The organism is Providencia sp. UF-224 (assembly GCF_058245955.1).
Map to the genome: position 1 here is coordinate 1 of NZ_JBSICC010000028.1, position 13,453 is coordinate 13,453.

The window sequence follows — 13,453 nt, forward strand, 5'->3', positions numbered from 1 at the left end:
GGGTCACATACTTGTGTATGCTCCCCGCGATATCTTCGTTTGCCGCCTAGCGACAACTCAAACTATTTAGAGTATTGAGATTGGTGTATTGGAATTACTCGTCATATTTTGCGCTGTCGCGGTGTTGGCTACACTCAGCTACGCGGGTCACATACTTGTGTATGCTCCCCGCGATATCTTCGTTTGCCGCCTAGCGACAACTCAAACTATTTAGAGTATTGGAATTAAATGATCCATAAAAATAAAAGAACTATCGAATGGAAATTGATATTTTTTAGCGTATAACAAAGAGAGAATATATTGAGCTGCCAACGTGCAGCTTAATTTTTGGCCAAATTAGAGAGAAACAAACGAGGGGATCATGAAAGCGGCAACCGCATTGATAAACCGCCGCGCTCTGCGACACAACTTGCTACGGGTGAAAGAAATTGCCCCAAATAGCCAACTGATTGCAGTTGTTAAAGCAAACGCTTATGGTCATGGGTTAGTTGGAGTGGGAAGTGCAGTGGAAGCGTTGGTGGATGGCTTTGGCGTGGCAAGGTTGAATGAGGCTTTGCTACTGCGCCAACATGGCATCACAAAACCCGTTGTCTTGCTGGAAGGTTTTTTTGAGCAAGCAGACCTCGAGTTGATGGCTGAGCACAAAATTGACACTGTTATCCATTGTGTTGAACAGCTTGAAATGCTTGAAGCGGCTAAGTTACCGCATTCCCTCAAAGTTTGGATGAAATTGGATACTGGGATGCACCGCCTTGGTGTATTGCCAAAAGACGCTGAGGATTTTTATCAACGCCTACAACGCTGCCAAAACGTTGAATTACCTATCAATATAGTGAGCCACTTCTGCCAAGCAGATGCACCACACTTACCAACCACTCAGCATCAAATCGACTGTTTTAAACAGTTTATTGCAGGCAAAGAGGGTGAAAAGTCCATTGCGGCATCCGCTGGTATCCTATTATGGCCTGAAGCTCACTATGACTGGGTTCGTCCCGGCATCATGATGTACGGCGCTTCTCCTCAAGAAGGAAAAAGTGCAGCAGATTTCGGCTTACAGCCAGTCATGACTTTAAAATCCACCTTAATCGCAGTGAGAGAACATTCAGCAGGCCAATGTGTTGGCTATGGTGAAACGTGGTGTAGTGAGAAAGATACTCGCCTTGGGGTTGTTGCCATTGGTTATGGGGATGGCTATCCACGTAATGTGCCCTCTGGGACGCCAGTATTAATTAATGGGCGAAAAGTGCCGATTATTGGCCGTATTTCGATGGATATGACTGTCGTGGATTTAGGGCTAAACGCCACCGATAAAGTGGGTGATGACGTGGTTTTATGGGGGAATGGACTGCCAGTTGAAGAAATTGCCGCACAAACGGGCATTATCAACTATGAGTTACTCACCAAATTGACCTCACGTGTTGCGATGGAATATGTAGACGAATAGTCAACAAAGGGTTATTTTCAAGTAACAACGTAATAATCACGCTGAATAACGCAATGTGCGCTGACATTATCAGCGCCAAATAATGATTAGGAGATGTCCTGTGTTTGAACATGTTGATGCTTATCCGGGCGACCCAATTTTGTCGTTAATGGATGAATTTAATAAAGACACTCGCAATAACAAAATTAATTTGAGTATTGGTCTTTACTACGATGGCGAAGGTAAAACGCCTGAGCTGGCAACGGTGGGTACCGCTAAAGCGTCACTTAACAAGTTACCAGCAAGTGCCTCTTTGTATTTGCCAATGGAAGGTTTAAAAGATTACCGTCTTGAACTGCAAAAACTGGTATTTGGTGAAGATTGCCCGCTGATTGCACAAGAGCGTATTGCAACAGTGCAAACCATTGGCGGCTCAGGTGCATTAAAAATCGGCGCAGATTTCTTACATCAATATTATCCTGACTCAGAAGTTTGGTGCAGTGACCCAACGTGGGAAAACCATGCCTCTATTTTCTCAGGTGCGGGCACAAAAGTTCATTATTACCCATACTTTGATGAAAAAACTAAAGGCGTTAAATTCGATGAAATGCTCGCAACGTTCAAGAAATTGCCAGCAAATAGTATCATTTTAATGCACCCATGCTGCCATAACCCAACCGGTTCTGACTTAACGCCAGCGCAGTGGGATGAAGTCACGAAAGTGGCGATTGAACACAAACTGATCCCATTCTTAGACATTGCTTACCAAGGTTTTGCTGAAGGTATCAATGAAGATGCTTATGCGATTAGAGCGATGGTCAAAGCGGGCTTAACCGTATTTGTCAGCAATTCATTCTCTAAAATCTTTGGTATCTACGGCGAGCGTGCGGGTGGGTTATCGGTTATTTGTGAAAATACCGATGAGCGCGATCGCGTATTAGGCCAGCTTAAAGCGGGTGTACGCCGTTTATATTCTAGCCCGCCATCTAATGGGGCAAAAATTGTGGCTGCGGTGCTGACCAACAGTGCAGAAAAAGCAAAATGGTTAGCAGAAGTAGAAGAAATGCGTTTACGTATTTTAGACATGCGTACTGTGCTGGTGGATGAGCTGAAAAAAGCGTTACCAACCAAAAACTTCGACCATTTATTGAAACAACGCGGAATGTTCAGTTATACCGGTTTCACTAAAGAACAGGTGGCTCGCCTAAAAGATGAGTTTGCAGTGTATTTAGTGGGCACAGGCCGTGTATGTATGGCAGGCGTCAACCGTCATAATGTAAAACGTATCGTTGAGGCATTTGCTGCGGTTAGCCAGTAATTATCTGTTAATTGAATATGTTGTTGATTATCGAAACGCAGGTTAAGGCCTGCGTTTTTTTATGTCTAAGATTGCATGTTGCGACAAAATGTTGCATTTTGGTTTGGGTGATGTATGATTGACCTACCTGCAAGCGACACGATCTGTTGTCTGATATTGTTCAGGATATGAAAAGGTTGCAATATCATCATGACGTGAAACCCATTATGTTCAGTATCTAGTAACATAATGATATTTATAAAATAAACCTTTTGTGAGTAGGTGAAAAATTATGGCGATTTCAGTTCGATTAGATGATGATTTCGTATCTGAAGCTAAAATTCATGCAGAAGCGAAAAGCAGAAGTGTTCCAAAACAAATTGAACATTGGGCAAAAATAGGCCGGATAGCTGAAGATAACCCTGATTTGTCTTACCGCTTTATTGAAGAGATGTTATTGGCTCAGGTTGAGGTCGAGAACAACAAGGTATCTCGATATGTTCGAAAAACAAAACGAGATTGAAGTTTATCAATCAGCTCGGTTCGAAAAAGTACTCAAGAAAATGCCAGAGAACGATTTAAAAGTCGTTGAGGATGAAATCGATCGTATTATTGACAATCCATTGATTGGCGAGCTAAAAAAAGGTGACCTTGATTATTTACGTGTTCACAAATTTAGGCTCAATGAATTGGTGGTATTATTAGGATATTCGTGGGTTTCATCGCGGTTGGCGCTATACCTTTTGAGTATTGGCTCACATGAAAATTATTATGAAAAACAAAAGAAGCAGACAAAAAGTGATTTAAAATTAATCAAGTAAAAAGGAAGCCACTAATGACTTCCTTTTTGTTATTTTGTTTTAATAGCCGCGTTCTAAAATGGTTTTTAAGAACCTTGAAGTATGGGATTTCTCACATTCAGCCACTTCTTCTGGTGTACCTGCAATGAGAATTTCACCACCGCCACTGCCCCCTTCTGGGCCTAAATCAACAATCCAGTCTGCTGTTTTAATCACATCAAGGTTATGTTCAATGACCACAATGGTGTTGCCTTGGTCACGTAACTGATGCAGTACGACTAAAAGCTGTTGGATATCCGCAAAGTGCAGGCCTGTCGTTGGCTCATCTAGAATATAAATAGTTTGCCCAGTACCGCGTTTGGAAAGCTCCTTCGCCAGCTTAACACGCTGTGCTTCACCACCTGATAACGTGGTCGCTGATTGACCAAGGCGAATATAGGATAAACCCACATCCATCAAGGTTTGCAGCTTACGAGCAAGAGCAGGAACCGCATCAAAGAATTCACGAGATTCTTCGATAGTCATATCGAGAACTTCATGAATGCTCTTACCTTTGTATTTGATTTCTAAGGTTTCGCGGTTATAACGCTTGCCTTTACATTGGTCACACGGTACGTAGACATCGGGTAAGAAGTGCATCTCAACCTTGATAACGCCATCACCCTGACAGGCCTCACAGCGCCCACCTTTCACGTTGAAGCTAAAACGACCCGGGTTATAACCTCGAGTACGGGATTCTGGTACCCCTGCAAATAATTCACGAACTGGCGTAAACACACCGGTATAAGTCGCAGGGTTAGAACGCGGTGTTCGCCCGATTGGGCTTTGGTCAATATCGATGACTTTATCGAAATGTTCCAAGCCTTCAACATCTAAATAAGGTGCAGGGGTAATGGTGGTTGCCCCATTGAGTTGGCGCTGGGCAATTGGGAATAATGTGTCGTTAATCAGTGTCGATTTCCCTGAGCCAGATACGCCCGTAATACAGGTAAATAACCCGACTGGCACTTTTAATGTCACATTTTTCAGGTTGTTACCTTTTGCGCCAAATACCGTCAGCATTTTGTCCTTATTGACAGGAACACGCTGCTTCGGAATTTCAATTCGTCGCTCGCCACTTAAGAACTTACCTGTTAAGGAATCTGGGTTAGCCACGATATCTTCTAATGTACCTTGGGCAACAATTTGACCACCATGCACACCGGCACCTGGGCCGATATCAATCACATGATCGGCAGCGCGAATGGCGTCTTCATCGTGCTCTACGACGATCACGGTATTGCCTAAATCACGCAAGTGGATCAAGGTTTCTAGCAGGCGATCGTTATCCCGTTGATGCAGACCAATAGAAGGCTCATCAAGCACATACATCACACCGACTAAACCTGCACCAATTTGGCTGGCAAGGCGAATACGCTGGGCTTCACCACCCGACAAGGTATCGGCAGAGCGTGACAAACTTAAGTAGTTTAAGCCAACGTTAACTAAGAATTTAAGGCGGTCACCAATTTCTTTCAGTACTTTTTCGGCGATTTGTGCGCGTTGCCCACTGAGTTTTAAGTTTTGGAAAAACTCCATGGCATGGCCGATGCTGTAATCCGCGATTTCAGGTAACGTGGTGTTTTCAACAAACACAAAGCGCGCTTCTTTACGTAAACGCGTTCCATTACAGGAAACACAAGGGCGGTTACTGATGTATTTCGCCAGTTCTTCACGAACGGCGGTGGATTCCGTTTCTTTATAACGGCGCTCCATATTATTGAGAACACCTTCGAATGGATGGCGGCGAACGGTAATATCACCGCGATCATTACGATATTTAAACTCAATGGTTTCTTTGCCTGAGCCGTACAAAATAATTTTTTGCACTGCTGGGCCGAGTGAATCATAAGGGGCTTCAACATCAAACTTATAGTGTTCAGCCAATGACATCAGCATCTGAAAATAATAAAAGTTACGGCGATCCCAACCGCGAATAGCGCCGCCAGCTAAAGAAATTTCGGTATTTTGCAGTACGCGTTCAGGGTCAAAAAATTGCTGAACCCCTAAGCCATCACAGCTTGGGCAAGCACCTGCGGGGTTATTAAAGGAAAACAGGCGCGGTTCTAATTCCACCATGCTATAGCCACAAACGGAGCACGCGAAATTAGCAGAGAAGACCAGTTCTTCTGCTTGTGGGTCGTCCATATCGGCAACAACGGCGGTACCACCAGAAAGCTCTAGCGCAGTTTCAAATGACTCAGCTAAACGTTGGGCAATGTCATCACGAATTTTGAAACGATCCACCACGACTTCAATGGTGTGCTTTTTCTGTAATTCAAGTTTAGGGGGATCAGAAAGATCGCAAACTTCCCCGTCAATTCTTGCACGGATATAGCCTTGGCTCGCTAAGTTATCGAGTAATTTAACGTGTTCCCCTTTACGCTCTTTAACGACAGGCGCAAGCAGCATCATGCGGCGATCCGTTGGCTGCGCTAAAACATTATCAACCATTTGGCTGACGGTTTGTGCCGCTAATGGAATGTCATGATCAGGGCAACGAGGCTCACCTACCCGCGCAAACAATAACCGCAAGTAGTCATGAATTTCAGTGATTGTTCCCACTGTAGAACGTGGGTTATGAGAAGTGGATTTTTGCTCAATCGAAATCGCAGGAGATAGCCCTTCAATATGGTCTACGTCAGGCTTTTCCATTAAGGAGAGGAACTGCCGAGCGTAGGCTGATAGGGACTCAACATACCGGCGCTGACCCTCAGCATATAGGGTGTCAAAGGCTAAAGATGATTTTCCTGAGCCAGACAAACCCGTGATAACAATCAGCTTGTCACGAGGGATAACGAGATTGATGTTCTTCAGATTATGCGTGCGTGCGCCGCGGACTTCGATATTATCCATTTACCACTTCCCGGATGATTTGATATTGAACAATCGCAAGCGATCATTATCACATAATTTTCCCTGAATGGATATACAGTGGTCGTTATATTTTCCTACTCGTCAGATTTCAACCCACAGCGGTGTTGGCTGCGCTCAGCTACGCAGGTCACATACTTATGTATGCTCCCTGCGATATCTTTGCTTGCCGCCTAGCTGTGAATTGAACTATTTAGAGTAGGACGTTTTAATGATGAAATTGGAAAACAAAAGCCAGAATTTATCGAAAAGATAGATGCGGTGTGTATTATTTTTTGTCTATACTGGCAAAAGCACTCTAGAATTTCACTTAACTCTGGAAAGCGTTTCGCAAGTTTAGAGACGCAATTTCAATTGTTGGTGCAAATCGGCTCGGTCGTTGGTAAACTTCAGGGCTAATCCAGAGATTAAAATTCAATGCATCAGGAGTAATAAATGGCCAGCAGAGGCGTAAATAAAGTAATTCTTATCGGTAACCTAGGGCAAGATCCTGAAATCCGTTATATGCCTAACGGCGGAGCGGTGGCAAACCTGACTCTGGCAACTTCTGAAAGCTGGCGCGACAAGCAAACTAACGAGATGCGCGAAAAAACAGAATGGCATCGCGTGGTAATTTTCGGCAAATTAGCTGAAGTTGCAGGTGAATACCTGAAAAAAGGTTCACAAGTCTATATCGAAGGTTCTTTGCAAACGCGTAAATGGCAAGATCAAAGCGGTCAAGATCGCTACACAACTGAAGTGGTTGTGAACATTGGCGGCTCAATGCAAATGTTAGGTGGTCGTGGCGGTGATGCACCATCACAAGGTCAAGGTGGTCAAGGTGGTTGGGGCCAACCTCAGCAGCCACAAGCGGCACAACAATTCAGTGGCGGCGGGGCACCAGCACGCTCACAAGCACCAGCTCCACAAACTAATGAACCACCAATGGATTTCGATGACGATATTCCATTCTAATTCGTTACTGTAATAAGCTAACAATATTAAAGGCTTCCTAGAGAGGCCTTTATTTTATCTAAAAATCACATTTAAAATATTAGCTGATAATAAAGTTTTTTATTAGAATATTAAAATAAAAAAAATTTAAAACCTTAAGGAATTATTAATTTTAAATTAAGAAATTTTTAATTGGTAATTTAAATAATAAAAAAGCCCCAGTAATTAACTTACGTGGGGCTTTGTATTGAAGGTGGAATAAAAAGGGTAAGTGCAAATTGTATTTTCATATTGCGTATCAGGCTACTTTGGGTTCCAGTAGTAAAGGGTCATTTTGACTTTCACCGGAAATTCGGTAGATTGACGGCGATGTGCCTAAATAAGCACGGAATCGCTTTGCAAAAGATTGTTGGGAGTCAAATTGGTATTTTAATGCAATATCAATTACTTGTAGTTCTGTGGTGCAGAGGTCTTTTGCTGCCTCACAAATCCGTCTTCGGCGAATATATTCACCTAAGGGCATACCAACAACCTTACGAAATACTCTTTGTAAATGCCATTTTGTATATCCAGATTTTAGTGCGATGTCATCCAGTAATAGGCGACTAGTTAAGTTCATTTCAATCCAAACGATTATTTCATTAACAACTGTAGATTGAAACTCTGTGTATTTCCCATTATAGGGAACAGGGATTTCTTTATACATAATGTTTTTCCTACGAGTTACTTTTTAATCATATCCCTCATTAAGTAAACCGCCAATAAATAAATACTAAACAAGTGCAAATACAGGCTGTTAATTTGTTAAATGGCATTAATAGCGAATTTAAATTAATCTTTAACCAGTAGTGTTTGCCTTAAGATAATATATTTATCAATAAACGCGTAAATGAGTAATAATTGAGCTTCTATCCTACGGTAAACAAGATAATGATAAGGATCGAAGCTGTTTATGTTGATCAGTGTGTTGGGATATATTTTTTGAGGCCCCAAAAACTGATAAAGATAGCGAGTGAAACCACGATGGATAACATATTCATTGCTTGCCATCCGAAGGTGAAAAAGAGTACGCCAGCCGCTAAACTACCGACACCACCAAAAAAGTAGATTAGAAAATCGGTCATTCCTTGCACTTTTGCTCTTTCATGCGCTTCATAGCTGTGTGGCAGTAAATTAGTCGTACTGATTAAAATTAAATTCCAAGCCACGCCAACAAAAATACCAGATAACAAATAGTGATAAAAATCATTACCCAATAAGTTCATCACCGCAGATAAAATTAATAAAATGATGCCACATAAAATAATGCGTTTTGCTCCTAAATGGTGAATTAATGTCCCTGTAAAAAATGAGGGAGCAAACATACCCAATACGTGAAGCTGAAACACAATTGCGATTGATGAAAAAGGAAAACCATGTTGCTTCATCGATAGCGGAATAGAGGCAAAAGTAAAGACAACAATGGCATAGCCAATGGCACTGACAATTGCGATTAATTTCAGTATTGGCTGTGAATACAATGCTTTATAACTTCGTTTTATTACGTTTTCATCGTGTGGTGCTTTCACCACTTTTTTCAGGGGCACGATGAGCAATAAAATAAATGCGATAACATAAATACCCGCTAATGTGATGAAAGGGCCTGCAAACGGATACTTTGCAAAAAATCCTTGGGTCGTAATAGCCAGTGTTGGGCCAATTAAGGCAGCGGCAATACCGCCACTCATCACAAGGCCAATCGCTTTCGCCCGTAAGGAAACAGGGGCTTCTTCTATAGCGGCAAAACGAAATTGTTGTGCAGTTCCAATCGCAATGCCGGTGAAAAATAAGCCGACAGAGAAATAGAATAAATTACTTTCTAAAACACCAATAATGGACAGGCCTGCACCAATTAGCCCGCCAATATTCCCGATAATAAACCCAATTCTTCTCGAATATTTTTGCATCAAAAAGGCAATGGGAATTGTTGCCAGTATTAAGCCAACATACTGACTTAATAGGGGAATGGTTGCATGTTTTGGGTCGATTGCGAGGTTTTCACCAATGACCACGGCAACGGAAAGAACAATGGCATTCCCTGTTATAAATAATGCAAGTGTGATGGCTAACCACCAGACAGACCTTGGCATAGAAACCTCTTTCTTATAAAAAATAATAAAATCAATTTATTAGGTATGATTTTTGTTTGAGTACTGATGCTCTGAGCTTCTATGCTACAACTTCAAGTTGACTTGAAGTCAAGTGATAAAGTAAGCCTTAATGCAATAGTCGATAAAACTTAATTTTGGCTAAAATTGAGTTAATAGTGTTGATTTTATTGAGTGTGATGATGCTCTCATTTAAGAGGGATGAGGGCTGGAAAACGAAAAAATGATTGTCAGGATAAAAAAATTATGTTTTCTTAAAGGGAGTTAAGAAAACAACGAACAATTAAACAGACAGACTAAAACAGGAAAAACCCGTGAACATGACTTTTAATCACTCAAACCTACTACTAACCGCGCCACGTGCTGCGGTGGTCGTGCGTGTGGTGGTGGTCGTGGGCTTAGCGCCGTAACGGGTACAAATCAACGCAGATTTAGAAACCCCGCCGGCGCAAACCGAGCGGGGTTTTTTATTCACTCTCGCTCAAATCCGCAGGCTAGCAAAGGATAATTATGATGAGCGAATCGGGCAACACATCACCACAGAAAACCCGTTATACGGGCGCAGAATTAATAGTATATTTACTGGAAAAACATGGCATTACCACTGTTTCGGGTATTCCTGGCGGGGCAGCTTTGCCTTTTTACGACGCACTAGGAAAAAGTAAAAAAATTCGCCATATTCTTGCTCGTCATGAGCAAGGGGCTGGGTTTATTGCTCAAGGCATTGCTCGTACAACGGGTAAAGCTGCGGTGTGTATTTCGTCGAGTGGCCCTGGGGCAACCAATTTAGTGACTGCCATTGCCGACGCAAAATTAGATTCTATCCCGTTGGTTTGTATTACGGCGCAGGTACCCTCTTCAATGATAGGAACTGATGCATTCCAAGAAGTTGATACTTATGGTATTTCTATTCCAGTTACCAAACATAACTACTTGGTTCGCAGCATAAATGATTTGCCGCAGGTGATTTGTGATGCTTTTCGTATTGCTGAATCAGGTCGCCCGGGACCAGTTTGGATTGATATACCGAAAGATGTTCAAACCGCGACCATAGAATTAACTGAGATACCTGAAGTTTTACCGAAAGATAAAGCGCCAACATTTGATATGGAAAAAGTGATCCAAGCGGCACAGATGATCAACGAAGCCAAACGTCCAGTGTTGTATTTTGGTGGTGGTGTAATCAGCTCTGCATCGACAGAAACGGCGATTGCATTTGCGGAAAAAGCCTCTTTGCCTACAACCATGACCTTGATGGCATTGGGTACTGTCCCCATGCGACATCCATTGTACTTAGGGATGCTTGGGATGCATGCCGCAGCAAGTACCAATATGGTGATGGAAGAATCGGATTTACTGATTGTTATTGGGGCTCGTTTTGACGATAGAGCCATCGGAAAAGCCGAAAAATTTTGCCCTAATGCCAAAATTATTCACGTTGATATCGATAAAGCGGAAATCAGTAAAATTAAGCGCCCAGACATTGCTATCCATGCAGACGCAGGGCAAATTTTAGAATTATTGCTGCCATTGGTTGAGCGAAATACGCGAAGTGAATGGATCAAACGAGTTGATGAGCTAAAAGAAAAATACCCATTAAACTTGAGTGAAGCAGATAACCCATTAAACCACTATGGGCTGGTGTTAGCAGCCGCCCGCGCTGCGGGTGAGGATGCCATTGTCACGACAGATGTTGGCCAGCATCAAATGTGGGCTGCGCAGGTATATCCGTTATCTCGTCCCCGCCAATGGCTGACTTCAGGTGGCTTAGGGACGATGGGCTTTGGTTTACCTGCTGCGATTGGTGCTGCCTTGGCTGAGCCTGAAAAAACCATCGTTTGTTTTTCTGGTGATGGTAGCCTAATGATGAATATTCAGGAATTAGCGACAGCAGCTGAGCACCAATTAAATATCAAAATTGTTTTGATGAATAACCAAGCGCTGGGCATGGTTCATCAACAACAAGATTTATTTTTTGAAAATCGCATATTTGCTGCAGCTTATCCGTACCAAACTGACTTTATTAAGATAGCGGCAGGGTTTGGTTTACAAACCTGTGATTTGAATAATGAGGCAGACCCTGCAATGGCGCTGGAAGCAGTAATGAATACCAAAGGCCCTTGTTTAATTCATGCCCTGATCGATGTGAATCAGAAGGTATATCCAATGGTTCCACCGGGTGCCGCTAATATTGATATGATTGGAGCGTAATTATGGTACTTGAACATCACCCAATTGCTTTAGAGTTAATTGTTCGTAACCATCCAGGGGTTATGTCACATATTTGTGGCCTGTTTGCGCGCCGAGCATTTAACGTAGATGGTATTCTTTGTATGCCAATTAAGGATAAAGACGAGAGTCGTATTTGGTTATTAGTCCAAAAAGACGAACGCTTATCGCAAATGATTAACCAAGTTGAAAAGCTTGAAGATGTTAGGGAAGTTCGCTTTAGCGATAACCTACAGCTGTTTGAAACAATGCAAAATTATTTGCAGTAATTCTTAAGCTTAGATTATTTAAAAAAGCTCATACTTTGGTATGGGCTTATTTTTTAGCCAAATAATATCAAATTCAGGGTTTCTTAAAACGAACATCGGTGATATAACATCGAAAGATAAATAAAAAGTTTCTCAGTTTACGTTGAAGAATAAAAGGAACAAAAAAAGATGCAAAACAATATCTATCTTTCTAATACCTATCTATATGAAATAGAGACAAAGCTAGTTAACCAAGGGATTGATGAAGAAGGGCACTGGGTTGCACTTGAAGAAAATATTTTCCATCCTCAAGGTGGTGGTCAACCTGCGGATACGGCTTGGATTAATGAACACAGCGTTCGGATTAGGAAACAACCGAGTGGGCTAATCGTTGCTTATTTACCTGAAAGTGTCGCTTTCAATACTGAATACAGGGTCATTGCGAAAGTGGATAGTGAGAAACGCCAACGTTATGCTGCACTTCATACCGCAGGGCATTTGCTGAATTGGGAATTACGCCGTTTTGGCTGGATGGCACAAAAAGGGCACCACTTCCCAGATGAATCCAGAGTGGAATTTACCATGATGGAAAATCAGGTAACGCCTTTTGAAGAGCTTGATAGCGCGCAAATTGAAGGCATCATTAATGAAAGCTTACAGAGTGCTCGCAAGGTTGATATAAAGCAAAATGGCGAAATGCGAATAAGTTATATCGACCAAACGGAAGAGATGCCATGCGGGGGAACACATGTTTCTTCATTAGATAGTATTTGCCATTTTTCTATTAAGTCGATGAAATTTAAAAAAGGCACTTTGCGTATCAGCTATGATGCACAGCATGTAACTGCTTAAACACCGTCACTGATATGAGAGTATGTCATTACGACAGTTGCTTGAAGTTCACCGTCCATACATAAGTAGGTATGGGGAAAATCGCCGCTAAATGCATAAAAATCCCCTGCTTCTAAGACAACATTTTGCTCGTTGTTTAAGCGTAACATGAGCGAACCTGAGTTAACCATAATATGTTCATGGGTTCCCGTCATGTGAGCAGGGCTGTTAATAATTGCCCCCCGTTTCATTGTTAATTGCCAGATTTCTGAGATATTACCCATGCTGATGCGGAATTTAAATTGTTGAGAATATTCATCTTCATCACTTGGCATTGATTTTACTAAATAAGGGTAGGTCTCATGTTGTCGTGTGAATAAATCACTTAAGGGAAATCGCAGTGCAATCGCGATAGCTTCTAGTGTATCAATGCGTGGGTTTGAGTCACCAGATTCGAGTTTCGATAGTGCTGCTTTCGATATACCGGAAAGACGAGAAAGTTCGTTAAGCGAAAGGTTTCTCGCTTGTCGGAGTAAACGAACTTTTTGGCCGATTTTTATATTAATTTTTTTTTCCATGTTGCGCCTTTCCCTGAACAGTGGTTTATCGTGTTAATTCTACATCACTCAGAG

13 protein-coding genes are annotated in these 13,453 nt (G+C 42.1%); 9 read left to right on the top strand and 4 right to left on the bottom strand.

The features are described from left to right. Positions 1-361 precede the first annotated feature (361 nt). The 4 genes from alr (at position 362) to AC4IFO_RS18945 (ending at position 3,541) form a co-directional block, all read left to right on the top strand. Positions 362-1,444: an alanine racemase gene (gene alr, locus AC4IFO_RS18930; protein WP_490736747.1), complete on the top strand. Its 1,083-nt coding sequence runs from the start codon at positions 362-364 to the stop codon at positions 1,442-1,444. A 100-nt stretch (positions 1,445-1,544) separates the two neighbouring features. Next, complete coding sequence (locus tag AC4IFO_RS18935; RefSeq protein WP_490736749.1) at positions 1,545-2,741, top strand: amino acid aminotransferase; 1,197 nt, start codon at positions 1,545-1,547, stop codon at positions 2,739-2,741. A gap of 271 nt (positions 2,742-3,012) precedes the next feature. After that, positions 3,013-3,243, top strand: a complete 231-nt coding sequence (locus AC4IFO_RS18940) for a ParD-like family protein (RefSeq protein WP_225820729.1) — start codon at positions 3,013-3,015, stop codon at positions 3,241-3,243. Continuing rightward, positions 3,218-3,541, top strand: coding sequence for a type II toxin-antitoxin system RelE/ParE family toxin (locus tag AC4IFO_RS18945; protein WP_490736751.1), 324 nt, complete (start codon positions 3,218-3,220; stop codon positions 3,539-3,541). Before AC4IFO_RS18940 ends, AC4IFO_RS18945 begins: the two co-directional genes overlap by 26 nt. Positions 3,542-3,580: 39 nt before the next feature. On the opposite strand, the gene uvrA is transcribed toward AC4IFO_RS18945, so the two are convergent. Further along, a complete protein-coding gene (gene uvrA / locus AC4IFO_RS18950; RefSeq protein ID WP_490736753.1) occupies positions 3,581-6,415 on the bottom strand; it encodes an excinuclease ABC subunit UvrA in 2,835 nt (944 codons plus the stop codon). Positions 6,416-6,868: 453 nt separating this feature from the next. On the opposite strand from uvrA, the gene AC4IFO_RS18955 reads away from it, so the two are divergent. Next, positions 6,869-7,387, top strand: coding sequence for a single-stranded DNA-binding protein (locus tag AC4IFO_RS18955; protein WP_490736755.1), 519 nt, complete (start codon positions 6,869-6,871; stop codon positions 7,385-7,387). 277 nt (positions 7,388-7,664) lie between these two features. Here AC4IFO_RS18955 and AC4IFO_RS18960 read toward each other — a convergent pair whose 3' ends face one another. After that, on the bottom strand, positions 7,665-8,072 hold the full coding sequence (locus tag AC4IFO_RS18960) for a helix-turn-helix domain-containing protein (protein ID WP_219245580.1): 408 nt from the start codon (positions 8,070-8,072) through the stop codon (positions 7,665-7,667). Positions 8,073-8,325: 253 nt separating this feature from the next. Next, positions 8,326-9,495, bottom strand: coding sequence for an MFS transporter (locus AC4IFO_RS18965; RefSeq protein ID WP_490736757.1), 1,170 nt, complete (start codon positions 9,493-9,495; stop codon positions 8,326-8,328). A gap of 338 nt (positions 9,496-9,833) precedes the next feature. On the opposite strand from AC4IFO_RS18965, the gene ivbL reads away from it, so the two are divergent. The 4 genes from ivbL (at position 9,834) to AC4IFO_RS18985 (ending at position 12,842) form a co-directional block, all read left to right on the top strand. After that, on the top strand, positions 9,834-9,923 hold the full coding sequence (gene ivbL / locus AC4IFO_RS18970) for an ilvB operon leader peptide IvbL (RefSeq protein ID WP_219249565.1): 90 nt from the start codon (positions 9,834-9,836) through the stop codon (positions 9,921-9,923). A gap of 103 nt (positions 9,924-10,026) precedes the next feature. Further along, positions 10,027-11,724, top strand: a complete 1,698-nt coding sequence (gene ilvB / locus AC4IFO_RS18975; RefSeq protein WP_275076685.1) for an acetolactate synthase large subunit — start codon at positions 10,027-10,029, stop codon at positions 11,722-11,724. A gap of 2 nt (positions 11,725-11,726) precedes the next feature. Beyond that, positions 11,727-12,011, top strand: coding sequence for an acetolactate synthase small subunit (gene ilvN / locus AC4IFO_RS18980; protein WP_047756595.1), 285 nt, complete (start codon positions 11,727-11,729; stop codon positions 12,009-12,011). A 168-nt stretch (positions 12,012-12,179) separates the two neighbouring features. Next, positions 12,180-12,842, top strand: a complete 663-nt coding sequence (locus AC4IFO_RS18985; protein WP_490736759.1) for an alanyl-tRNA editing protein — start codon at positions 12,180-12,182, stop codon at positions 12,840-12,842. Here AC4IFO_RS18985 and AC4IFO_RS18990 read toward each other — a convergent pair. Next, positions 12,839-13,399 carry a helix-turn-helix domain-containing protein gene (locus AC4IFO_RS18990; protein ID WP_490736761.1) on the bottom strand — a complete coding sequence of 187 codons (561 nt, stop codon included), beginning with the start codon at positions 13,397-13,399 and terminating at the stop codon, positions 12,839-12,841. The genes AC4IFO_RS18985 and AC4IFO_RS18990 overlap by 4 nt on opposite strands. Positions 13,400-13,453: the final 54 nt, after the last annotated feature.